This window comes from Saccharopolyspora sp. NPDC047091, assembly GCF_040643635.1.
Classification (GTDB): domain Bacteria; phylum Actinomycetota; class Actinomycetes; order Mycobacteriales; family Pseudonocardiaceae; genus Saccharopolyspora_C.
The window spans coordinates 57,898-80,108 of the sequence record NZ_JBEYUS010000023.1 but is presented as its reverse complement, the minus strand read 5'-3'; the positions used below and the strand labels follow the sequence as shown (position 1 = coordinate 80,108).

The window sequence follows — 22,211 nt, the reverse complement described above, 5'->3', positions numbered from 1 at the left end:
GTCCAGCAGTTCCCAGCCGGTGAAGAACCAGCTGAGAACCCGCGGCGGTGCCGGTGGCGTGCCGGGTCGCCGCTCAGCGGCTTCGCCGCTGACAAACGGACGGCACCGGTGCAGCGCGCTCGCCGTTCGGGCGCCTTCGGCAGGAACGCAGCAGGGCCCGCGGCCTTCCGGCCACGGGCCCCGTTCGCTGCTTCCGTCAGCCGTTCAGGCCTCGCTCGATCGAGGCGATGATGCGCGGGCGCAACTGCGCCACGCTGACGATCTCGTCGACCGAACCGACCTCCACGGCGCGCTGGATGCTGTGCACCCGGTCGAACTCCGCGGCGACCTCGCCGAGCTTCTCGGCCCGCACCGAGGACTGCACCTCCGCCAGCTGCGCGTGCAGCGCCGCCCGCTCCGCGCCCGTCGCCTCACCGGCGCTCGCCTGCAGCGCGGTGACCCGCGGATCGGTCGCCGTGCGGTTGTTCACCTCACCGGAGAACACCACCGCCGCCGCCGGAGCACCGCCCAGCACCGACGCGAACGAACCCTCCAGCGCCAGCACCGTCATGTTCGGGTTCAGCGCCTTCGAGAACACCACGAACGCGCCGCCGTGGTACCGCGAGATCACGCAGAACACGATCGGGCCCTCGAAGTTCACGATCGCCCGGCCGATCTCCGCGCCGTACTCCAGCTGCAGCTTCCGCATCGACTCCGGCGAACCGTCGAACCCGGACAGGTTCGCCAGCACCACCAGCGGCCGGTTCCCGGACGCCGCGTTGATCGCCCGCGCCGCCTTCTTCGACGATCGCGGGAACAACGTGCCCGCCGTGTAGGTGTCCGGGCCGTCGGTGGGGGGGAAGCCGCGGCGCTGCACCGATCGGGACTCGATGCCCAGCAGGCACACCGGGTGTCCGCCCAGGTGCACGTCCTGCACCGCCGCGGTGTCCGCGTCCGCCATGCCCGCCCAGCGCTCCAGCACCGGGTGGTCCTGGTCGGACAGCGCGCGCATCACCGTGCGGATGTCGAACGGCTTCTTGCGGTCCGGGTTGTGCTCGGCGGAGAAGATCTCGCCGACCGTACTGAAGTCGCCGCCGAACTCGTGCGGGAACGGCGAGACGTCCCGGTCCGACGGGTCGGTCGTCGCGGCCGCACGCGGCGCCGACTCGCCCGGCACCACGTAGGTGTGGTCGTAGTGCGACATCAGCACGTCCCGCGCGGCGGGCAGGTTCGGCGCCCAGTACTGCGCCTGGCCGTTCGGCCCCATCACCCGGTCGTAGCCGCCGATGCCGAAGTTGTCCTCCGCCGACACGCCGCCGGAGAAGTCCAGCGACTGCTTGCCGGTGAGCACCATCGCCGAATCGGGCGTCATCACCAGGATTCCCTTGGTGTGCATCAGCATCGTCGCCTCGGCGTTCCAGTACGGCTGCGCGCCGACCGTGATGCCCGCGACCACGATGTTGATCTCGCCGCCGTCCTGGGTGAACTGCACGATCCGCTTCAGCGCGGCCGCCACCCAGTCCATGTTCTCGGTGCCCGAGGACATCGAGATGCGGGCGCCCGCCGACAGCGCGAACCACTCCAGCGGCAGCCGCAACCGCTCCGCCAGGTCCAGCGCCGCGATCACCCGCGCGCACTCCGGCTCGGACAGCGCGCCCAGCGCCTTCGTCGGATCGCCCAGCAGCACCACGCGCCGCACGCCCTCGGGGTGACGCTCGGTCGGGGTGGTCACCACGCCCGCGACGATCGCGGCCGAGTTCTTCCCGCGCGGCCGGTCCACCGGCACCAGCACGCCGTCCTCGTCCAGGTCGTGCTCGACGAAACCGCCCGCGTCCCCGGCCAGCATCCCGGACAGCTCGTACGGGTAGGTGGTGCCGCGGCGCGCCGCGCGCAGCACCTTCTGCCGGTAGTCGTCCAGCGGCAGCACCGGCTCCGACGACGGTTCCTCGATGTGCAGCCGCGGTTCGCGGCCACCGGCCAGGTCGATCCGCACCGCCATGTCGGTGAGCTCGCCGTTCTCCCCGCGCTGGCGGGACAGGAACGTGACCTCCTCCAGCCCGGCGCCCGCCGTCGTCGGCAGGATGCGCTGCACCAGCGTGTTCAGCTCGTCCGAGGTGAACTCCGTCGGCGGCCACACGTACATCAGGATGCGGTTGGTGTCGAAGCGCTTCTTCGCCGGGCGCTGCGCCTGCACCGTGCGGATCGCGTCCATGCACCCGGCGAGGATGTCCTCCACCGCGGGCAGCGCCACCAGCCGGCCCTCCGCGTCGCGCAGCGGGGTCAGGTCCCGCACCTGCGCCATCGCGACCAGCCGCTCGTCGGACGGGTTCTCCCGCGCGACGCACGTGAACAGGTAGACCTCCTCGTCCGCCGACGGCAGCCGGGTCAGGTCGAACTCGCGCAGCCGCTCCAGCTGCATCCGCTGCGCGATCAGCGGGTGCAGGCCGCGGATCAGCCGGTCCTCGGCGAACCCGCCCCGCTCGTCGCGGCGGAACGTGAAGTGGTGGTGCATCACCGCACCGCCGGTGCCCGCGACCGTGGTGGTGATGCGGGCGACCTCGGCGGGCAGCGGCTGCGCCGCCAGCACCTCGCCGAGCCGGGCCGCGACCGCTTCCGCGTCCGGCTGCCCCTCCCACTTCACGTACAGGTCGGCGACCACGTCGGCACCGTCCGGGCGGTCCGCGGCCAGCTCGCCGACCGCGCGCGCCGCCTCCGGCAGCTCGCCGAAGTCGACGGCTGTGGTGACCAGGCGGGTCACGCCCTCCGCGCCGGTGTGCTCGGCGGTGACGAACCGGCAGCCCGCGGCTTCCCGGGACGTGACGCCGGACAGCGCCCGGTTGCCGTAGTAGCGGCGGGTCAGCACCTCCAGCAGCGGGGTGTGGTCGTGGCCGCCGCGGCCCATCCGCTGGCCGAGCAGCCGCACCAGCGGCTCGGCGCTGGCGACCATCTTCGCGATCCGCTCCGCGCGGTCCGCGGCGTCCGGGTGCTCGTCGAGGTGGCGCAGCTCGGCGCGCACCCCGGCGTACACCTCGGCGCGGTTGCGGCGCAGCAGCGGCTGCGCGAACCAGCGGAACACCACGCCGCGCGCCAGGTCCGAGACCGCGGGGAAGCGCACCTGGGTGGCCTTGATGACGTGCTCCAGCGTCAGCCCGGCGCGCTCCCGCAGCTCCGTCGCGGGCGGCGGCTCGGCGATCCAGCGCCGCAGCAACGCCGAGATGATCTTGACGTCGGAGGCGGCGCGCTGCTGCGCCAGGAAGATCCGGAACACCGCAGACTCCAGCTCCGGCGAGCGCTCCAGGTCCGTCACGTCGTAGTGCGCCAGCACCCGGCGCAGCCGCTCCTCGAAACCGGTGCTGACCCCGGCGCGCTCCACGTCCAGGCTCTGCAGGTAGCTGTGGAAGTACTCGCGCGGGCTGTGCACCGGGCCGGATTCGTCGTCCACGTCCCCGGCGGGCTTGTTCCGGCTCAGCTCCGACAGGTCGGCGAACACGCCGAGCAGCTCGACCTCGCCCTCGGTCACCCCGGGCGCCGCGTCCGGCTCGGTGCGGGCCGCCAGGTAGCCGCTGAGCACCCGCTCGCCGTCCTGCGGATCGACGTCGAAGCCGAGCAGCAGGCCGCGCAGGTCCCGCAGGCCGCGCGCGGCGCGCTGCGCGGCCGACACGCTCGTCGGCTCCGCGGGCAGCTCCACCTCGACCGCCGCGGTCTCCGCGGCCTCCTCGGCCGCGTCGTCGTCGGCCAGCGGCTCCAGCCGCATCAGCGGCGCGCCCGTCTCGACCTGGCTGCCGGTGGACACCGGCAGCTCCCGCACCCGCGCCCGGAACGAGGCGCGCAGCACGGTCTCCATCTTCATGCTCTCCAGCACCAGGATCGGCGCGCCCGCCTCGACCTCGTCGCCGACGGCCAGCGGCGTCGCCACCACCAGCGCGGGAGCGGGGGAGCGGACCACACCGCCCTCGTCCCGGGTGATCCGGTGCGCCACCCCGTCCACCTCCACCAGGTGGATCGGGCCGTGCGTGCCGGTGACCAGGCGGAACCGGTGGCCGTTCACGGTGATCTGGCCGCTGTGCGCGTCGAACCGGTCGACCTCCACGTCCGCCGGGTGCACCGGGCCGCCACCGGAGATCGCGACGCGGAACCGCTTGTGCCCGACCCGGGCGACGCCCACCTGGTAGCCGACGCCGCGCAGCTTCAGGTCCAGCGGGCGGCCCGTCTCGTGCTGCACCTGCGGCCTGCCGCCGAACGCGGTGGACAGCAGCCGCTGCCGCGCCGCCTCCTCCTCGTCCTGGTAGGCCTCGATGGCCGCCGCGGCCAGCGCGATCGCCGAATGCCGGTGCAGCACCAGCCGGCCGTCCTCGCGCACCCGGTCGATCCAGCCGGTGTCGGCGCTGCCGTCGACCACCTCCGGCTGGTCCAGCAGGTCCAGCACGAAGCTCTTGTTCGTCGCCCCGCCGTCGATGATCACCGTGGTCTCGGCCATCGCGCGGCGGAGCCGGGCCAGCGCCTCGTCGCGGTCCCGGCCGAACGCGATGATCTTCGCGATCATCGAGTCGAAGTCGGCGGGGATCGTGTCGCCCTCCGACACCCCGGTGTCCACCCGGATGCCGGGGCCCGCGGGCAGCACCAGCCGCGCGATGTGCCCGGGGGAGGGGGCGAAGTCGCGGTCCGGGTCCTCGGCGTTGAGCCGCGCCTCCACCGCGTGCCCGCTCTCCGAGGCGCACAGCCCCTCCAGCGTGCCGCCCGCGGCCACGTGCAGCTGCAGCTTCACCAGGTCGGTGCCGGTGGTGATCTCGGTGATCGGGTGCTCCACCTGCAGGCGCGTGTTCACCTCCAGGAACGCGAACAGCTCCTCGCCCGGGTGGTACAGGAACTCCACGGTGCCCGCGCCGCGGTAGTCCACCGCCAGCGCCAGCCGCTCCGCCGAGGCCTTCAGCTCCGCGGTCTGCTCCGGGGAGAGCACCGGCGACGCCGATTCCTCGATGATCTTCTGGTTGCGGCGCTGCACCGAGCAGTCCCGCACGCCCAGCGCCACCGCGGTGCCCTGGCCGTCCGCGATGACCTGCACCTCCACGTGCCGGGCGCCGGTGACCAGGCGCTCCAGGAACACCACGCCGGAACCGAAGGAGCGCAGCGCCTCCTGGCTGGTGCGCTCGTAGGCGTCCGCCAGCTCCTCCGCCGAGTTCACCTTGCGGATGCCGCGCCCGCCGCCGCCCGCGGTCGCCTTCAGCATCAGCGGGTAGCCGATCCGCTCACCCGCGGCCAGCGCCTCCTCCGCGGACGCCACCTCGCCGCGGGACCACGGGGCCACCGGCACGCCGACCTCCTCGGCCAGCAGCTTCGCGCCGATCTTGTCGCCGAGCCTGCGCATCGCGTCCGCGCTCGGGCCGATGAACGTCACGCCGATGCGCTCGCAGACCTCCGCGAACGCCGGGTCCTCGGCGACGAAACCCCAGCCCACCCAGGCCGCGTCCGCGCCGGTCTCCAGCAGCGCCCGTTCCAGCGCCGCGTGGTCCAGGTAGGGGCGGGCCGACGCCGGGCCCAGCGAGTAGGCCACATCGGCCTCCCGCACGAACGTCGCGGTCCGGTCGGCGTCGGTGTAGAGCGCGACCGTCTCCACCCGCTTGCCGGTTTCCGCGGACAGATCCCGCACGGCGTGGATGAGCCGCATCGCAGCCTCTCCACGGTTGACGATGGCGACACGACTGAACACCGGATGAGCCTCCTGATTACCACGCACAACAGGCGACGTCCCGTCCCCGGAGCGTCGCCTGCACCTGTCCTACACACTGCTCCGTCACACCCGGGTGTACCAATGTCCGCACCGGCGCATGCCGGAGCCGAGACTTTGTAGGAACCCGCCAAAAAAGCTAGCCGAGCGCCCGTCCGGAACTCCCCGGAAGACCACTCCAGCACACGAATTCGGGGCAGAACCCGCGAGATCCGGGAGACCCGCTCATCGCCGCGCTCCGCCACTCGCACCACCCGGCGCCCCCGGACGGCCCCGACCACCCTGCCGCACGACCGCATTCAGAACGCGGCCGGATAGGTTCCCGTGGTGAACAGAGCACGGTGGGCGGCGTTGCCGCAGCGGTTCCCGCTCGTGGCCGACGCCGCGCTCGCGGGGTTCGTCACCTACCTGGCGCTGCTGGGGATGTCCCCGGGCGACGTGGTCGACAGCGGTGATCCCGGGCTGCTCGCCCACGTCGCGGCCGTGCTCGGCGGTGCCCCGCTGGTGCTGCGCAGGCGGTACCCGGTGGTCGTGCTGGCCGTGATCTCGGTGGCGCTGTGCACGTTCTACGGCACCGGCTGCAAGACCTCGCTCGGTCTGCTCGGGCCGCTCGTCGCCACCTACAGCGTCGCCGTCCGGTACCCGCTGAACCGCTCCGTCCCGCTCGCCGCGGGCAGCATCGTGGTCATCAGCAGCGGTGTCATCGCGGGTGTCGCCCACTTCCGGTGGTCCACCGACCTGTTCGCCGGTCTGCTGTTCGGCAGCACCCAGGCGATCATCGCGGTCGCGCTGGGCTACGCGATCCGGGTCCGCGGCCAGCAGGCCGAACGGCTCCGGCACGAACGGGACCTGGAAGGCGAGCGCGCCGTCACCGAAGAGCGGATGCGCATCGCGCACGAACTGCACGACGTCGTCGCCCACCACCTGTCCGTGGTGGCGGTGCAGGCCAGCCTCGCCCGCTACGTGCTCGACTCCGACCTGGAGACCGCCCGCGAAGCGCTCGGCACCATCTCGGCCACCACCTCCAGCTCCCTCGACGAGCTCGGCAGGCTGCTGCGCGTGCTGCGGCCCAGCATCGAGGAACCGCCCGGCGGCGGCACCAGCTTCCTGCCGCAGCCCGGGCTCGACGAACTGCCCGTGCTGCTCGAACGGGTCCGCTCGTCCGGGGTACCGGTGGCGCTGCACGTCGAGGGCGAACCGCGGCCGCTGTCGCCCGGCGCCGAGCTGTGCGCCTACCGCATCGTGCAGGAAGCGCTCACCAACGTGCTCAAGCACGCCCCGACCGCCACCGCCGAAGTCCGCGTGCACCACGACGCCGACTCGGTCACCGTGCGGATCCGCGACGACGGCGCACCGCCCCCGAAGGACCGCAAGCCTTCCGGGCACGGTTTGATCGGCATGTGCGAACGGGCGAAGATGTACGGCGGCACCGTGGAGATCGGGCGTCGTCCCGAAGGCGGATTCCAGGTCCTGCTGCGCATTCCGCGCGCCGAGGGCTGAGCAGGCGGCCGTCGACCGGCGGGGGGACCGCCGCGTGATCCGGGTGCTCATCGTCGACGACCAGGACCTGCTGCGCGCCGCGTTCGCCGCGCTGCTGCGCGCCACCGACGGCATCGACGTCGTCGGCGAGGCCGCGAACGGGCGCGACGCCGTCGAGCTCGCCGCCCGGCTGCGGCCCGACGTGGTGCTGATGGACCTCCGGCTGCCCGAGATGGACGGGGTGCGCGCCACCGAACTCATCCTGGAGGCGGCCGAACCGCCGCGGCCCGGCATCCTGGTGCTCACCGTGTTCGACCTCGACGACTACGTGTACGCGGCGCTGCGCGCCGGGGCCTCCGGGTTCCTGCTCAAGGACAGCCCGCCCGAAACGCTCATCACCGGGGTGCGCACCGTCTCCGACGGCGGGATGCTGTTCGGCCCCACCATCACCCGGCGGCTCGTCGAGACCTACATGCGGGTGCCGCCGCCGGGCGCGGGCATCCCCGTGCAGCTGTCCGGGCTCACCCAGCGGGAACTGGCCGTGCTGCGGCTGATCGCCACCGGCGCCACCAACGCGGAGATCGCGGAGCACCTGGTGCTCAGCGAGGGGACGGTGAAGACGCACGTGAACCGGGCCATGACGAAGCTCGGGGTGTCCAGCCGGGCGCAGGCCGTGGTGGTCGCCTACGAATCGGGACTGGTGGTGCCGCGGCAGCGGTGACAGGCCCGCTCGCGCGGGAACGGCTCGTGGAACCGCGCGTCCGGGCCGGTTCTGCTGGGACCGGCCTGTCCGTCGGCAACGGCCTGTCCGTCGGGACCGGCCCATCCGCCGGGACCGGCCTGTCCGTCGGGACCGGCCCATCCGCCGGGAACGGCCCGCCCGCCGGGAACGGTCCGGATCAGACGAGGCCCGCGTCGTGGGTGACGATGGCGACCTGGGTGCGGTTCGACGCGCCGAGCTTGCCCATGATCCGTCCGATGTGGACTTTCACGGTGGACGGGCTCATGTACAGGTGGGCGGCGATCTCCGCGTTGCTCAGCCCCTGCGCCACCGCCACCGCCACCTCGCGCTCGCGCGGGGTCAGCTGGTCGATCTTCCGGCGCGCGTCCGAGTTCTCCTTGCCCGCCGCGAACGCGCCCAGCAGCCGCTTGGTGATCCGCGGCGAGAGCATCGCCTCCCCGGAGGCCACCGTGTGCACCGCCGCCGCCAGCTCCCGAGGCGGGGTGTCCTTGAGCAGGAACCCGGACGCCCCCGCCTGCAGCGCGGCGTGCACGTACTCGTCCACGTCGAACGTCGTCAGCACCAGCACCGCGGGCGGTTCCGCCAGCGCGGCGACCCGCTTGGTGACCTCCAGGCCGTCGACCCGCGGCATCTGGATGTCGGTGACCACCACGTCCGGGCGGTGCTTGGCGACCAAGTCCACCACGCCGGAACCGTCCCCGGCCTCCGCGGCGACCTCGATGCCCGGATCGGACTCGAGGATGAGCCGGATGCCGCTGCGCACCAGTTCCTCGTCCTCCAACAGGACCACCCTGATGCCCACGTGACTCCCCGCGCCCGACTGCGTTGCCGCGCCCACGGTATCCAAGTCCGGCCGCACCGGATCACGGTGTCCCGGGACCGGCGTCAGGAGGCGGCCGCGGGCTCCAGCACCGGGAACTCCGCCCGCACCCGGTAGCCGTCCTCGGCGGTGCGGCCCACCTGCAAGGTGCCGCCGGCGAGGGTGACCCGCTCGCGCATCCCGATCAGCCCGTACCCGGAGCCCTCCACCACGGTGGTGCCGCCGCCGCGCGCGTTCACCACCTCCACCGCGAGCCCGTCCGGACCCGTGTCGACCGACACCAGCACCGGCGAACCGGGGGCGTGCTTGCCCGCGTTCGTCAGCGCCTCCTGCACCACCCGGTAGGCGGCGCGGCCGACGGCGGTGGAGGTCTCCGGGAGCTCGTCCGGCATCTCCAGCGCGATCTCCGCGCCCGCCGCCACCGAATCGGCGACCAGCTCGGCCACCCCCGCCAAGGTGGGAGCGGCGTGATCACCGCCCGGGTGCTCGGCGTCGTCGCGCAGCGCCCGCAGCATCTCGCGGAGTTCGCTCAGCGCGGCCGAGCTCGACACCCGGATCACCTCGGCGACCTGCTCGGTGCGCTCGTCGGTGGCGGTCATCGTCAGCGCGCCCGCCTGCAGCGAGATCACGCTGACCCGGTGCGCCACCACGTCGTGCATCTCGCGAGCGATGCGGCGGCGTTCGGCGCCGACCGCGCGGTCCGCCAGCAGGTCCCGCTCCCGCTCCGCCTGCACGGCCCGTTCCCGCAGGCTGCGCAGCAGGTCGCGACGCTGGTACAGCCACAACCCGAGCAGCGTCGGCATGCCGACGAACCCGGTCAGCATCGCGGCCAGCCCCAGTAGCGCCGTCGCCGTCCCGTTCGTCCACAGGCTCGCGAGGTTCGGCAGCGCCAGGCGGGTCAGCTGCGCCGCCGTGACGACCGCCACCGCGCCCCAGGTCGAGGCGACCGGGCCGCGCTGCTTCGCCATCGTGTACAGGGCGACCACCACGGCCATGCTCTGGTCCCCTGACCCGGCCAGCACCATGACCGCGCTCGAGGCCAGCACCGCGATCCACGGGAACCGCCTGCGCAGCAGCAACCCGCCGAACAGCAGCGCGTTGCCGGGGATCAGCACCCACTGCTGCCAGACCGCCGGATCGTCCGGCATGGCCACGGCCAGCGACGCGATCAGCAGATCCAGCAGCAGGGATCTGAACTTCCCGTCCCACCAGGCCAGTCGAGTGGCCCACTTCCCTTGTCGAGGCACTCGACCACGGTATGCGTCGGTGTCGTCGTCCGGCATCAGGCGTCCGATCATGCTGCTCCTCTCCGCCGTTCCAGCGTGTCCGGCGCCCGCCCGCGGGTGCGTCCCGCTTCCGGCCGAGGCGGCGTACTACTTCAGGCCAAGTCGAGTCGGGCTGAACTGCCGACGTGCGCGGACCCGCTCGGGGCGCAGCATTGATCTCGTCGGCGAACGGCGGAAGTCGAAGCCGGCGGGGCACCGCGACCGCGGTCCGCCCGGAGCACTCCCGGAAGGACGAATCCCATGCTGAAGTCCGAGATCACCCGTTCCCTCGCCCAGTCCGCTGCCGAGCAGCCCTCGCAGGTGTGGGGCTGGGTGTTCCTCGTCGTCGGTGCGCTGATCGCGCTCGGCCTGGCCGCCCTGGTCATCGGAGCCTTGGTGAGCCTGTACCGCGCCGAGGCGGACGGCACCACGAAGGCGGTGTGGGTGCTGATCGTCGTGATGGCGCCGCTGCTGGGTGCCGCGCTGTGGTTCGTGATCGGCCGCTCGCAGGCCCGCAAGAACGCGGTCGACTCCGGCCCGGAGTCCGGTCCGGCGCAGCCGCTGGACGGCGGCCAGGCCACCGCGTGACGGCCCGCGGCAGGCACCGCGCCGCCGATCCGTGCGCTCCCGCCACCGGGAGCGCGAGGGGTCGGCGGCGCCAGGTCGTTCCGGGGGCGCCGGACCGTCCGGGGGCCCCGGACCGTTCTGGGACAGCGGGTCGTTCGGGGACAGCGGGTCGTTCCGGGACCCCGGACCGTTCTGGGACAGCGGCTCGTCCGGGGGCACCGGGTCGTTCCGGGGCACCGGGTCGTTCCGGATCGGGCGCACCGACGACCGGACAGTCCACATCGGACGAACGGCCGCGGGTCAGCCCTCGTCCGCGGCGCGGTCCGCGGTGAGCGCCCGGGCGTCGACCAGCTCGGTGCCCGCGACCTTCCCGGACCACCCCCGGTGCTCCCGGCTGCGCGGCACGCCCAGCGCGTGCACCGCGCACCACGCCAGCGCGACCGGCAGCCCCGCCGCGGGCCACAGCACGGCGACCGCGCCCTCGACCAGCGCCAACCCGCCCACGCCCACCAGCCAGCGCAGCAGCACCGCGCGCGCTCCCGGGCGCCGCCCGTCGACGACGACGCGCAGCAGCACCGCGTGCTGGCCGAGCGAACTGCCGCGGCCCACCGCGGTGGCGATCAGCAGCAGCACGGCGGGCGCGAACCACAGCGCCGCCGTCTCCAGCCACACCTGGGTCCCGGCGGGCGGCCGCACCTCGGCGACCCGCAGCAGCAGGTCCGCGCCGCGGGCCAGCGCCAGGCCCAGCCACCACAGCAGCAGCACGTCGCAGACCATCCCCAGCAGCCTGCGGACGCTCCCGACCGGCCGCGGCGCGCCGGAGTCGCCGGTGCCGCGCTGCCCGGGGACCAGCCGCAGCACCGGCGCCAGCAGCGCGCCCAGCGCCGCCCCCGCCGTGTTCGCGATCAGGTCGTCCACGTCGAACAGCCGGTACGGGCACGGGTACAGGAACCAGATCCCGGTGAGCTGGGTGAGCTCCACCGCCAGCGACACCATGAACCCGGCGAGCACGGTGCCGCCGAAGCCCTCCCGCAGCAGGTAGCGCACGAACATGCCCAGCGGCACGAACAGCAGCACGTTGAACCCGAACTGCTGCACCGCCGGATCGGCGACCAGCCCGGTCAGCTCGGTGAGCCCGCCGGGCCGCCGCACCTCGTCGAACCCGGCGAACGGCCGCCACTGCGGCCGCAGGTCGCCGAACACCTCGCAGAAGCCGGGGCCGATCGGCGGCAGCGGCACCAGCACGTACGCCACCAGGCCGAGCGCGTAGAGCACCGCGGCCGCGAACAGCAGCAGCGCGCCCGGCCGCAGCTCACCGCGCTTGCGGTGCTCGCGGGCCACGTAGGGCACGAACAGCAGCACCACCAGCGCCACCGCGACCAGCGCGGCGGCCACCGCGGGCAGCACCCGGATGCTCACCGGGACCTCCGGGTTCCGTCAGTGCGCGTACGTGGTGGACAGCACCGCGCGGCCCAGGACGTGCCCGAGCGCGGTGAAGTTCACGACCGCCGGCGTCACCTGGTCGTTCACCCCGAGCGTCGGCACGTCCAGCGCGAGCACCGCGAACAGGTAGCGGTGCGGCCGGTCGCCGGGCGGCGGCGCGGCGCCCGCGTAGGCGCGCTCCCCGAGGTCGTTCGGCACCTGAAAGGCGCCGGTGGGCAGGCCCGCACCGGTGGCCGAACCCGCGTCGGTGGCCAGCTCGGTCACCGCGGCGGGCACGTCGACCAGCGTCCAGTGCCAGAAACCGCCCGGGATGGGGGCGTCCGGGTCGAAGCAGGTGACCACGAAGCTCTGCGTGCCCGCGGGGAAGCCCTCCCAGCTCAGCTGCGGGGAGCGGTTGCCACCGCCCGCGCCCATGCCGCTGTAGACGTGCGCGAGGTCGAGCGGCTCGTCGGCGGCGACGTCCTTGGAGGTGAGCGTGAACGCGGGGACCTCGGGCAGCAGCGAGTACGGGTCCGGGTCGATCGGGCGTTGCAGGCTCATGCGTCTCCTCCTCGGCGGGTGTGCGGGACGATCTTCGGGATCGTCCGGTCGCAGCCTAGTGGGGCCCCCGCGGGCGCGTGCGCGGCCTCGCGCGCGGATGCTCGGGCGCCGCCCCGTCACCCCCGCGATGCAACGCGTGCAAGCGTTCACTTGATCGAGTTATTGTCGCTGCCCGTCGGGCTCGGGATCATGGTCCGGTGCACGCCGATCTCCACGTCGGCGACCGCGGTCGAGCGGTTCGGGACAATTTCGAGCGGGCGTCCCACAACGGCGATCACCGGTTCTGCGAGCGGCTACCGGAAAGAGCTCGGAAGCCGAATGCGAGAATCGGTAGGCCGGATTCGGAACAGCAGTGGAAACCACTCCCGAACCGGCGAGGTACGTGTCCGATGCGCCACGCCTTCGGTACCGGAAAAGTCCGGGTATCGCCGATGTCGGGCCAGGGATGTCGATGCTGGGGGATAGCGCACTCATGCCGGGAAATCGCCACACTTCCGTCCGGTCGCGCCAGGTGGCCGCGGAACTCCGCCGCCACCGCGAGCGCGCCGGGCTCAGCTGCACGGCGGCAGGTGCCCGGCTGGGCGTCTCGGGCAGCAAGATCAGTCGGATCGAGACCGGGGCCAGCGGGGTGCAGCTCGATGACGTCACCGCGCTGCTGCGGCTCTACCAGGTGGGGGAGCGGGAGCGCGCGTCGCTGGTGGAGCTGGCGCGCAACGCGGGCCGCTCCGCCTGGTGGCAGCGGCCGTCCGCGGCCCCGGCCCGCTGGCGGGATTTCCTCGACTACGAGAGCAAAGCGGTCCGGATGCACAGTTTCGAACCGATGCTGATCCCCGGCCTGCTGCAGACCGCGGAATACGCGCGGGCCGTCATCTCGGGGATGGAACCCGGACGTTGCGAGGACGAACTGGACGAACTGATCGCGACCCGGATGGCGCGGCAGATCATTCTGAGCCGATCCCGGGCGCCGTTGTTCCACGCGGTGCTGGAGGAATCCGCGTTGCGGCGCCCGATCGGCGGGCCGGGAGTGATGAAGCGGCAGCTGCTGCACCTGCTGGTGATGATGGAATCCGACCACGTCTGCCTGCGAGTGGTCCCCCGTTCCGTGGGGGCCTATCCGGGATTGCAGGGGTCATTTCTTCTTCTGGAATATGACGGCGAACCGGACATGGTGTACGTGGAGAACCAGCACGCGCCGGCATTCCTGGATTCCGAGCGGGTCGTGAGCTCCTACCGGGAGGTGCTGCGGGACATCGTCCGCCTGGCGCACACCCCGGACGCGGCGGGCGACCTGATCCGCGAGGTCCTCACCGAGCACTGATCGCGCCTCGCCCGTTCGGTCGTCGGCGGCCCGGGTGGTGCGCGCGGGTCGCGCCGCACCGGCCGTCACCGCGCGTTGATCTTCGCTGGTGCTTCCGGGTGCGCGCAGCCGGATCGCGACCGGCCGCGCCGCCGCTCTGCCAGGCTCCCCGGGTCCACGAGCCGATGACCACCGGGGGAGCAGATGCAGCGAGCACCGACCGAGTTCGCGGTCCTCGGCGACGAACCCGTCGAGCGCGCGGACGAGGACCTCCTCGGCGTCGCGGACACCGCCGCCGCCCTCGTCGCGCTGATCACCGGGTCCCGCGCGTCCGCCCCGTTCACCGTCGCCATCGACGCGGGCTGGGGCATGGGCAAGAGCAGCCTGATGCGGCTGATGCGGACCAGGCTGGAGACCGACGGCGTGCCCACCGCCTGGTTCAACGCCTGGACCTCCGGGCCGGACGCGCTGGAAGTGCTCATCAAATCGGTGCTGCTGCGCTTCGACCGCAACGTGGTGCGGCGCTCCTACCACCGGCTCGCGCGGCGGCGCGGTGCCGTGCGCGCCGGGCGGCTGGCGCTCGCGCTGATGCTGGGTCTCGTCGGGCTGCGCCGGATCGTGGACGCGGTGTGGGAGCAGCTGTCCGCCGACGCCAAGTCCCGCGACGAGATCCGCGACGCCGTCCGGGAGATGGCGCGCGAATGGGTCCGCGACGGCGGCCCCGACGGCAGGCAGCTCGTGATCTTCGTCGACGACCTGGACCGCTGCTCGGCGCAGGTCGTGCTCACCGTATGCGAGGCGATCAAGCTGTACCTGGACGTGCCCGGCCTGGTGTTCGTGATCGGCTGCGACCAGGGGGCGCTGTCCCGGAACCTGCGCGGCGACGGTGCCAGCGCGCAGGCTGCCGAGTACCTGGAGAAGATCGTCCAGGTCAACTACCGGGCGCCGGTGCCGGACCGGGAGTGCGCGCGGCGGCTCGTCGAGGGCTACCTGCGGCGGGCGGGCACCAGCGAGCTGTTCGGCGAGCAGCTCACCGCGCTGCTGGTGCTGCGGGCCAAGCGGAATCCGCGGCGGATCAAGCGGCTGCTCAACGGGTTCGTGCTGGAGTACCACCTCGACCGGCGTTGGCGGGAGATCGGGCCCGCGGTGCTGCTGCGGATCATCCTGCTGCAGCACTTCTACCCGGACTTCCACCAGCTGCTGGCCTGGCCGGACGGGCGGGACCCGGTACCGGAGTTCCTCGGCTACGCCGCCGTCCGCGACGAGGTGCGGCGCGGCGGCGTCCCCGCCGACCGGGCGCCGTTCACCTCCCTCGGCGTGCCGGTGCCGGGCGCGGGCGGCGGGCCGCAGGACTGGTCGGCGGCGGTGGAGCGGCTGGAGCAGGAGCTGCCGGTGCAGTACCCGGGGCTGGCGGGGGACCGGGATTTCCTGGCGCTGGTGCAGGAATTGGGGGAGGACGAGGGATACCAGTGGCTGCGGGCGGGCGTGGCGCGGTCGTGGAGCTCCGGTACTGGCAGCGGTGACCGTGCGGACCGCGGGGATCTCAACGAAATCGTGGGCGACGCTTCCCTCGGCGTGCAGTTCGGTGCGGTGCGGGACGTGGTGCTCCACCGTACGGCGGAGCGGATCGACCCACGTCCTGCTCCCGATCTCGGTGGTCTGCGCGTGCTGTGGGCGGACGACGCGGCGGTCGAATCCGGCGGGATGGCCCGGCAGGCGGAACTGCTCACCGCCCGCGGCGCCACCGTCGAGTTCGCCGCCGATCTGGACGGCGTCCGCGCCGCTCTCCGGAACTTCGAACCCGAGCTGATCGTCTCGGACATCACGCGCGCCGACGACGAGTACGCGGGGCTGGACGAGATGCAGGCGCTGCGGCACGCCGGGGACTACGCCGGTCCGGTGATCTTCTACGTCGCCCGGGTGACTCCGAACCGGTTGCGGCGGGCGAAGGCGATGGGTGCCGAAGGAGTGACGGGTGATCCGGCGGAACTCCTGGAGTGGGTCGCGGCCGTGGCCCGCAGGCTGCGCAAGGACCGGCCGGTACTCCCCGTCCAACTGTCCGAAATGGACGTTCTGTGATGATCCCGACGAGCGGTTTTTCCCCGATATATCACCTGATCAGGTAACGACGTTCGGCCGTTGTGGACGATGACCGGGCCGTGATCGGCTCCCTCCGCGACACTGGCACGAGCCGGAGGCGGGCCGGTCACCCCGACCGCGCCGCACGGGCTCCGGGGGATGGAGAGCAGCGGGATGACACGCACACGGCGCACCCACACCCGGTGGTGGTCGGTACCCGGAACACTCACCGCGGCCGCGCTGGCCACCGTCGCGATCACGACCCCCGCCGGGGCCGGGACCACCGCCGCGGCCGCCGACGAACAGCCCGCCGCGCCGATCAGCAGCCGGATCGTCGGCGGCGAGTACGCCAGCACCGCCGAGTACCCGTGGGTCGTGTACCTCACCGACGCCGCGGGCAACCAGTTCTGCGGCGGCACGATCGCGGCCGCGAACAAGGTGATCACCGCCGCGCACTGCGTCACCGGGGGCGCGCCGCCGGAGATCACCGTCGTGTCCGGGCGCGACGACAAGGGCAGCGACGACGGCACCGAGACCCCCGTGCGCGACGTGTGGGTGCACCCCGACTTCCAGAACGCCAGCAGCGGCGCCGACGTCGCCGTGCTCACCCTCGACGGCGACCTCGGCGAAACCCCGCTGCCGATCGCCACCGCCGGTGACCTGCCGGAGTACCGGCCGGGCGGACCGACCACCGTCCTGGGCTGGGGGACCACCACGGAGGGCGGTGCGCCGTCCAGCACGCTGCGCCAGGCGCACCCGCCGATCACCACCGACCAGGACTGCAGCCAGGCCTACGGCGGGCAGTACGACCCGCGCGGACAGGTCTGCGCCGGACTCCCGCAGGGCGGCGAGGACAGCTGCCAGGGCGACTCGGGCGGGCCGCTCGTCGCCGGGGACAAACTGATCGGCATCGTGTCCTGGGGCAACGGCTGCGCGCGTCCCGGCCAGCCCGGGGTGTACACCCGCCTAGGCGCCTACCACAACGAAGTCCAAGCCCAGCTCCGCTGAGCTCCCCGGGCTCCTTTTGCTCGGTGGCACGGGTGGCGGAACCTCAGCGGCGTTCTCGCTGCGGGATCGTTTTCACCGGTGGCTCCGCCACAGGCGAAAACGCTGTCCTCGCGAGAACGCCGCTGAGAACCCGCGGGTGGTCCTGCTGCGTGCGTGGTCGCTGCTCAGCGGCTTCGCCGCTGACCGGAAATCGGTAAGGCCCGCCGGGCGGGGTCAGGCTGCTACGAGGCCTGCGGAGATGGTGAGGAACGCCGCTGCGCTGATCATGTCGAGGGAGCGGGCGAAGCGCGGGCGGCGCAGCCGGTCGGCGATGCGGGCCGCACCCAGCACGATGGTGACCTCCCAGATCGCGGCCAGCACCAGGAAGACCGCGCCCAGCAGCACCAGCTGCAGCGTGGGGTTCGCCGCGGAACCGACGAACTGCGGCAGGAACGCGAGGCTGAACAGCAGCATCTTCGGGTTGGTGATGTTGCTGAGCAGGCCCTGGAGGTACGGGCGGCTCGTGGTGGCCCCGCCGGAGAGCCCGTCGCCGGTCTCGGCGCGGGTGAGCCACAACCCGCGCACGATCATCGCCGCCAGGTAGACCAGGTACGCGGCGCCGGCCCACTTCAGCGTCGCCAGCACCGCAGGGTGGCTGGTGATCACCGCGCCGAGCCCGCAGATCACCAGCGCCACCTGCAGGACGCTCGCCGTGTGGATGCCGGCCAGCGCCCGCAGCCCGGGGCCGATGCCCTGGCGCAGCGAGATCCGCAGGATCAGGAACGCGTCCACCCCGGGCGTCAGCACCACCACTGCACTGGCGAGCAGGAACGCCGGCAGGGTCGTGAAGTCCAGCAGCATGACGAGTTCGCTCCTTGCCTGGTCGACGCGCGCGCGACGGCGCCGGTGAGCGCGCGGCCCACCGGTCGAGGTTTCACCGGATCGGGGGTGATCTCGGGTCCGCGTCGTCGCGGTCACCGAAGATCTGAACTGAACGGACGGGACGAACCGGCTTCGCCGAAGCAGTGATCCGAATTTTTTCCCGCCGAAGTCCATCTTAACGAAAAATTATCAACACCTGGTGTGAGCTCGCCCTCGTCAGCCGCCGGTGATCGGACCGCTACCGTGTGCCGCCGAACGCCGCCGCACGTCCAGGGAGCCGCCGTGCCCGACCGATCCCGCCCGCTCGCCCGGATCGCCGCCGGGAGCGCGGCCGTCGCCACCGCGGCCACCGCCGCGCTCGCCGCCCCGGCCGCCGCCGACCCCGCGCAGGAACGCGTGCTCGGCGGCGCCGACGAGCACGCCGCGCCGTGGGCGGTGGCGCTCACCGACCAGGGCGGGCGCCAGTTCTGCGGCGGCACCCTGGTCACCGAGATCAAGGTCGTCACCGCCGCGCACTGCGTCGACAGCCGCGACGCCGCCGACCTGCGCGCGGTCACCGGCCGCACCGACCTGCGCACCACCGGCGGCGCCGACACGCCCGTCGACGACGTGTGGGTGCACCCCGAATTCCGCGGCGTGACGGGCGGGCACGACGTGGCGGTGCTGACCCTGGCCGCGCCCGTGCCGGACGAGGTGCTGCCGATGGTCGGCGCCGATGAGACCGCCCGCTACCGGCCCGGCACCCCGGCGCGCGTTTACGGCTGGGGCTACACCACCGAGACCGGGCCCACCTCGGCGACGTTGCGCTCGGCCGACGTGCCGATCAGCTCGGACGCGGACTGCCGCGCCGCCTACCCCGATTACGAACCGGGGACGCGGGTCTGCGCGGGCCCGCCCGAAGGGGGCCGGGACGCGTGCGCCGGGGACTCCGGCGGGCCGCTCGTCGCCGACGGCAGGCTGATCGGCGTCGTCTCCTACGGCACCGGCTGCGGACGGCCCGGCACGCCCGGCGTGTACACCCGGATCTCCGGGGTCGCCGACGACGTCGCCGCGCGGCTCTGAACCCGCCGTCCCGCACCGCGGGACGGGTCGGCGCCACCCGGGGTTCGCGCCGCGGCGGTGCGCGGGTAGCCGTGCGCAGCACCGACCTGCCCCGAGGCTCGCGCGCCCGGTCCCGCGGGACGTGGTGTGCGCTACTTCCACCGCAGGTGACCCCGGGTGTCGTAGCCGGAATGTGATATCCCGTGGGGGTGACCCTGCAACCGCTCGCCACCGCCGTCCACCGCGCCTACACGGCCGACCTCGACGCCGAGGACTTCTACCGCATGCTCCGCTTGCGCGTGGACGTGTTCGTGGTCGAGCAGCAGTGCGCCTACCCGGAACTGGACGGCCGGGACCTGGAGACCACCACCAGGCACTTCTGGATCGACTCCGCCGACGGGTACGTGCTCGGCTACCTGCGCCTGCTCGAAGACCCCGACGGCACCTTCCGCATCGGCCGCGTCGCCACCGCCAAGGACGCCCGCGGACTCGGCCTCGGGCGCAAGCTGATGCGCGCCGCGCTCGCCGAGATCCAGCGCGCCCCCGCCGTGCTCTCCGCCCAGACCTACGCGCTGGAGTTCTACCGCGGATTCGGCTTCGAACCCTCGGGTGAGGAGTATCTCGAAGACGGCATCCCGCACGTCGACATGCACCGATACCCCGGCTCGCTGCGCTGAGCGAGCCGCGGCGGTTCCTCGCCCGTCGCGGGGATGCGACGATGCTCGCTGGTCCCAGCCAGGGCAGGTCAGGAAACCGGTGTGAATCCGGTGCGGTCGGCGCCACTGTGACCGGGGAGCGGATCTCCCCCGCGAGCCACCGGGCGCCGCCTGGGAAGGCCGGAGTTCCGCGCTGATCCGGGAGCCAGGACACTGCCTCGCCCAGGCCCAGCCGACATCGGGGCGTCCGAGACCCGAGGAAGGAACACCTGGCATGACTGCTCCCGCGAGCCCGCGGTTCCCGTTCACGGCCGTGGTCGGGCACGACGACATGCGGCTGGCGCTGCTGCTCAACGCGGTGCACCCGCGCATCGGCGGCGTGCTGGTGCGGGGGGAGAAGGGCACCGCGAAGTCGACGGTGGTGCGCGCCCTCGCATCGCTGCTGCCCGCGCTGGACGTCGTGCCCGGCTGCCGCTTCGGCTGCGAGCCGCGGCGGCCCGACCCGCAGTGCCCGGACGGGCCGCACGCCGAGGTCTCCGGGACCACCCGGCCCGCGGAACTCGTGGAACTCCCGGTCGGCGCCACCGAAGACCGGCTCGTCGGTTCCCTCGACCTCGAACGCGCGCTGACCGAAGGCGTCAGCGCCTACCAGCCCGGGCTGCTGGCCGCCGCGCACCGCGGCGTGCTCTACGTCGACGAGGTCAACCTGCTGCACGACCACCTGGTGGACCTGCTGCTGGACGCCGCCGCGATGGGGCGCGCGCACGTGGAGCGGGAAGGCGTGTCGGTGACGCATGCCGCCTCCTTCCTGCTCGTCGGCACCATGAACCCGGAAGAGGGCGAGCTGCGCCCGCAGCTGCTCGACCGGTTCGGGCTGACCGTGCAGGTCGCCGCCTCCCGCGACGTCACCACCCGCACCGAGGTGGTGCGCAGGCGGCTCGCCTTCGAAGCGGACCCGGCTGGCTTCGCCGAGCAGTGGGCCGCCGAGGACGCCGCGCTCGCCCGCCGCATCGCCGACGCCCGCTCCCGCGTCGAATCGGTGCGGCTGCCCGACGCCGAACTGCGCCGGATCTCCGCGCTGTGCGCCGCTTTCGACGTGGACGGGATGCGCGCCGATCTGGTGCTCGCCCGCACCGCCGTGGCGCACGCCGCGTGGCGCGGCACCGACGAGGTCGCCGAGGCCGATGTCGAAGCCGCGGCCCGGCTCGCGCTGCCGCACCGGCGCCGCCGCGACCCGTTCGACGAGCCCGGCGTCGAAGAGGACCAGTTGCAGCAGGCCCTCGAAGACGCCGCCCAGCACGCCGAGCAGGAACCCGCGGACGGCCAGGACTCCGGCGCGGACCAGGACTCCGGCGAGGAACCGCCGGACGGCCCCGACGACGGCCCCGGCGGAGGCGGCGGTGGCGCGCCCGACGGCGGACCGGACGACGGCCCCGACGGGCCCGGCGGCGGCGAAGCCCCCACTCCGCCGGACTCGCCCGCGCCGAACGGCGACGGCGGCTCCCGGCGCGAGGACGGCCCCGGCCAGGCCCCGGCGAACAAGCCCCCGGCCGCGCCCGCACCCGCGTTCCGCGCCCGGCTGCTCGAAGTCCCCGGCGTCGGCGAAGGCGCCCCCGGGCGGCGGTCCCGCGCCCGCTCCCGCAGCGGCCAGACCGTTCGATCCTCCACAGTGGACGGTCATGGCGTGCACCTGCCCGCCACCCTGATCGCCGCCGCCCCGCACCAGCGCTCCCGCGGCCGCACCGGGCCCGGACTCGTGCTGCACCGCGACGACGTGCGGCGCTCCGTCCGCGAAGGACGCGAAGGCAACCTCGTCCTGTTCGCCGTCGACGCCTCCGGCTCGATGGCGGCCCGCGAACGGATGTCCGCCGTCAGCGGCGCCGTGCTCTCCCTGCTGCGCGACGCCTACCAGCGCCGCGACAAGGTCGGCGTCATCACCTTCCGCGGCGACCAGGCCGAACTCGCGCTGCCGCCCACCTCCTCCGTCGAGATCGCCGCCACCCGGATGCGCGACCTGCGCACCGGCGGCCGCACCCCGCTCGCCACCGGCCTGCTCAAGGTCCACCAGGTCATCGGCACCGAACGCACCCGCGACCCGCGCAGGCGCCCGCTCCTCGTGCTGCTCACCGACGGGAAGGCCACCGTTCCCGCCACGGACGGCGGGACCGGGCGGGTCCGCGCGCAACGCGCGGTGCAGGACTCGATGCGCGCGGCCGGGCTGCTCGGCGGGCTCGGCGTCGCCTCCGTCGTCGTCGACTGCGAGCAGGGCGTCGTGCGGCTCGGCCTCGCCGCCAAGGTCGCGACCGCGCTCGGCGGAGCCTGCCTGCGGCTCGACGAACTCTCCGCCGACGCCGTCGCCGGAGTCGTCCGCGCTGCCCGCGGTGTCGAGGCCCGCGTCGCTTGATTCCGATTCGATTACGACACACGTCAATCGGAGTAGGAATATCCCGGCGTAGTTGGTAAGGTGTTCTTCGTCCACCTGACCCCCAGGGGTGGACCACGAAGCGCCCTCGCGCTCCCGATGACCCCCAGGTCGGTCGAGCGCGGGGGCGCTTTCTATTGCTTGGCGGGTGTGGTCGTTTTGCTTGCGGGTCGGGTGGCGGAACCTCAGCGTTCTCCTCGCTGCGGGATCGATTTCACAGGTGGCTCCGCCACATGAGAAATCGCTGTCCTCGCGAGGAGAACGCTGAGAACCCGCTGCGGTGCCGG

Annotated in this window: 16 protein-coding genes and 1 riboswitch; of the genes, 9 read left to right on the top strand and 7 right to left on the bottom strand. The window is 73.2% G+C overall.

Translation table 11 applies throughout. From position 1 onward, the window contains the following. Nucleotides 1-196: 196 nt before the first annotated feature. Complete coding sequence (locus tag ABZ805_RS13065; RefSeq protein WP_358438689.1) at nucleotides 197-5,686, bottom strand: biotin carboxylase N-terminal domain-containing protein; 5,490 nt, start codon at nucleotides 5,684-5,686, stop codon at nucleotides 197-199. A gap of 345 nt (nucleotides 5,687-6,031) precedes the next feature. Between ABZ805_RS13065 and ABZ805_RS13060 the strand changes: the two genes are divergently transcribed. Further along, nucleotides 6,032-7,204, top strand: a complete 1,173-nt coding sequence (locus ABZ805_RS13060; RefSeq protein ID WP_358438687.1) for a sensor histidine kinase — start codon at nucleotides 6,032-6,034, stop codon at nucleotides 7,202-7,204. 34 nt (nucleotides 7,205-7,238) lie between these two features. Further along, on the top strand, nucleotides 7,239-7,904 hold the full coding sequence (locus ABZ805_RS13055) for a response regulator transcription factor (RefSeq protein WP_358438684.1): 666 nt from the start codon (nucleotides 7,239-7,241) through the stop codon (nucleotides 7,902-7,904). 178 nt (nucleotides 7,905-8,082) lie between these two features. Here ABZ805_RS13055 and ABZ805_RS13050 read toward each other — a convergent pair whose 3' ends face one another. Further along, nucleotides 8,083-8,727, bottom strand: a complete 645-nt coding sequence (locus ABZ805_RS13050; protein WP_358438681.1) for a response regulator transcription factor — start codon at nucleotides 8,725-8,727, stop codon at nucleotides 8,083-8,085. A gap of 83 nt (nucleotides 8,728-8,810) precedes the next feature. Further along, nucleotides 8,811-9,992, bottom strand: coding sequence for a histidine kinase (locus tag ABZ805_RS13045; RefSeq protein ID WP_358438677.1), 1,182 nt, complete (start codon nucleotides 9,990-9,992; stop codon nucleotides 8,811-8,813). 279 nt (nucleotides 9,993-10,271) lie between these two features. On the opposite strand from ABZ805_RS13045, the gene ABZ805_RS13040 reads away from it, so the two are divergent. Next, nucleotides 10,272-10,598, top strand: coding sequence for a PLD nuclease N-terminal domain-containing protein (locus ABZ805_RS13040; RefSeq protein ID WP_358438675.1), 327 nt, complete (start codon nucleotides 10,272-10,274; stop codon nucleotides 10,596-10,598). 279 nt (nucleotides 10,599-10,877) lie between these two features. Here the strand turns inward: ABZ805_RS13040 and ABZ805_RS13035 are convergent, their stop codons facing one another. The 3 genes from ABZ805_RS13035 to ABZ805_RS13025 form a co-directional block, all read right to left on the bottom strand. Next, nucleotides 10,878-11,996, bottom strand: a complete 1,119-nt coding sequence (locus tag ABZ805_RS13035; protein ID WP_358438672.1) for a VanZ family protein — start codon at nucleotides 11,994-11,996, stop codon at nucleotides 10,878-10,880. Nucleotides 11,997-12,014: 18 nt separating this feature from the next. Continuing rightward, nucleotides 12,015-12,560 (bottom strand): YbhB/YbcL family Raf kinase inhibitor-like protein, encoded by a 546-nt coding sequence (locus ABZ805_RS13030; RefSeq protein WP_358438669.1) that lies wholly within the window; start codon nucleotides 12,558-12,560, stop codon nucleotides 12,015-12,017. Nucleotides 12,561-12,706: 146 nt separating this feature from the next. Further along, nucleotides 12,707-12,838, bottom strand: coding sequence for a hypothetical protein (locus tag ABZ805_RS13025; RefSeq protein ID WP_358438666.1), 132 nt, complete (start codon nucleotides 12,836-12,838; stop codon nucleotides 12,707-12,709). A 233-nt stretch (nucleotides 12,839-13,071) separates the two neighbouring features. Between ABZ805_RS13025 and ABZ805_RS13020 the strand changes: the two genes are divergently transcribed. The 3 genes from ABZ805_RS13020 (at nucleotide 13,072) to ABZ805_RS13010 (ending at nucleotide 16,944) form a co-directional block, all read left to right on the top strand. Next, on the top strand, nucleotides 13,072-13,878 hold the full coding sequence (locus ABZ805_RS13020; RefSeq protein WP_358438664.1) for a helix-turn-helix transcriptional regulator: 807 nt from the start codon (nucleotides 13,072-13,074) through the stop codon (nucleotides 13,876-13,878). A gap of 183 nt (nucleotides 13,879-14,061) precedes the next feature. After that, nucleotides 14,062-15,936 (top strand): P-loop NTPase fold protein, encoded by a 1,875-nt coding sequence (locus ABZ805_RS13015; RefSeq protein WP_358438661.1) that lies wholly within the window; start codon nucleotides 14,062-14,064, stop codon nucleotides 15,934-15,936. Nucleotides 15,937-16,110: 174 nt separating this feature from the next. Further along, complete coding sequence (locus ABZ805_RS13010) at nucleotides 16,111-16,944, top strand: serine protease (protein ID WP_358438658.1); 834 nt, start codon at nucleotides 16,111-16,113, stop codon at nucleotides 16,942-16,944. Nucleotides 16,945-17,157: 213 nt separating this feature from the next. Here the strand turns inward: ABZ805_RS13010 and ABZ805_RS13005 are convergent, their stop codons facing one another. Beyond that, a complete protein-coding gene (locus tag ABZ805_RS13005; protein ID WP_358438655.1) occupies nucleotides 17,158-17,784 on the bottom strand; it encodes a LysE family translocator in 627 nt (208 codons plus the stop codon). A gap of 303 nt (nucleotides 17,785-18,087) precedes the next feature. Between ABZ805_RS13005 and ABZ805_RS13000 the strand changes: the two genes are divergently transcribed. The 3 genes from ABZ805_RS13000 to ABZ805_RS12990 all read left to right on the top strand — a co-directional run bounded on the left by ABZ805_RS13000 (nucleotide 18,088) and on the right by ABZ805_RS12990 (nucleotide 21,906). After that, complete coding sequence (locus ABZ805_RS13000; RefSeq protein WP_358438652.1) at nucleotides 18,088-18,867, top strand: serine protease; 780 nt, start codon at nucleotides 18,088-18,090, stop codon at nucleotides 18,865-18,867. Nucleotides 18,868-19,055: 188 nt separating this feature from the next. Continuing rightward, nucleotides 19,056-19,523, top strand: coding sequence for a GNAT family N-acetyltransferase (locus ABZ805_RS12995; protein ID WP_358438649.1), 468 nt, complete (start codon nucleotides 19,056-19,058; stop codon nucleotides 19,521-19,523). A gap of 68 nt (nucleotides 19,524-19,591) precedes the next feature. After that, nucleotides 19,592-19,718, top strand: a riboswitch (cobalamin riboswitch). Nucleotides 19,719-19,776: 58 nt separating this feature from the next. After that, the gene (locus ABZ805_RS12990) at nucleotides 19,777-21,906 is read left to right on the top strand and encodes a putative cobaltochelatase (protein ID WP_358438646.1); all 2,130 of its coding nucleotides are present in this window, start codon (nucleotides 19,777-19,779) and stop codon (nucleotides 21,904-21,906) included. Nucleotides 21,907-22,211: the final 305 nt, after the last annotated feature.

Coding starts and splice junctions, on each gene's coding strand:
- ABZ805_RS13040 (WP_358438675.1), top strand. CDS start 10,272: ATGCTGAAGTCCGAGATCACCCGTTCCCTCGCCCAGTCCGCTGCCGAG.
- ABZ805_RS13030 (WP_358438669.1), bottom strand. CDS start 12,560: ATGAGCCTGCAACGCCCGATCGACCCGGACCCGTACTCGCTGCTGCCC.
- ABZ805_RS13015 (WP_358438661.1), top strand. CDS start 14,062: ATGCAGCGAGCACCGACCGAGTTCGCGGTCCTCGGCGACGAACCCGTC.
- ABZ805_RS13010 (WP_358438658.1), top strand. CDS start 16,111: ATGACACGCACACGGCGCACCCACACCCGGTGGTGGTCGGTACCCGGA.
- ABZ805_RS13005 (WP_358438655.1), bottom strand. CDS start 17,784: ATGCTGCTGGACTTCACGACCCTGCCGGCGTTCCTGCTCGCCAGTGCA.
- ABZ805_RS12990 (WP_358438646.1), top strand. CDS start 19,777: ATGACTGCTCCCGCGAGCCCGCGGTTCCCGTTCACGGCCGTGGTCGGG.